Source organism: Streptococcus sp. GMD4S, assembly GCF_000296955.1.
Window position 1 is genome coordinate 1 of sequence record NZ_AJRE01000312.1, and the last position, 853, is coordinate 853.

2 protein-coding genes are annotated in these 853 nt (G+C 33.6%); both read left to right on the plus strand.

What is annotated here, in order from left to right:
* Positions 1 to 63: 63 nt before the first annotated feature.
* Entirely contained in the window at positions 64 to 633 is a 570-nt protein-coding gene (gene pth / locus GMD4S_RS09585) for an aminoacyl-tRNA hydrolase (RefSeq protein ID WP_000163918.1), read from the plus strand.
* The coding region (locus tag GMD4S_RS09590) for a hypothetical protein (RefSeq protein ID WP_000258060.1) at positions 634 to 853 on the plus strand (220 nt) is incomplete at its 3' end.

The following is an 853-nucleotide window of genomic DNA, read 5'->3' on the forward strand; positions in this document are numbered from 1 at the left end:
TAAATAGTGTCAATTAGGTTGGAAAAAAATTCCAACCCTTTTGGCTTTTGAAAGGAAAAATAAATGACTAAATTACTTGTTGGATTAGGAAATCCAGGGGATAAATATTTTGAGACCAAGCACAACGTTGGATTTATGTTGATTGACCAATTGGCCAAAAAACAAAATGTTACCTTTACACATGACAAGATATTTCAAGCTGACCTAGCTTCTTTTTTCTTCAATGGAGAAAAAATTTATCTGGTCAAACCAACAACATTTATGAATGAAAGTGGAAAAGCGGTTCATGCTTTATTGACTTACTATGGTTTGGATATTGAAGATTTACTCGTTATTTACGACGATCTTGACATGGAAGTTGGGAAAATTCGTTTAAGAGCAAAGGGGTCAGCTGGTGGTCATAATGGTATCAAGTCTATTATTCAACATATAGGTACTCAGATATTTAACCGTGTTAAAATAGGTATTGGAAGACCTAAAAAAGGCATGTCCGTTGTTCATCATGTTTTAAGTAAGTTTGATCAGGATGACTATGTGGGTATTTTACAGTCCATTGACAAGGTTGACGATGCTGTAAACTACTATTTACAAGAGAAAAACTTTGAGAAAACAATGCAGAGGTATAACGGCTAAATGGTGACTTTATTAGATTTATTCTCAGAAAATGACCAGATAAAAAAATGGCATCAAAATCTGATAGATAAGAAAAGACAACTAATACTTGGTTTATCAACGTCTACCAAGGCTATTGCAATTGCAAGCAGTCTAGAAAAAGAAAATAAGATTGTGTTACTGACTTCAACTTATGGAGAAGCAGAACGAATTATCAGTGATCTTCTTTCTCTCTTAGGAG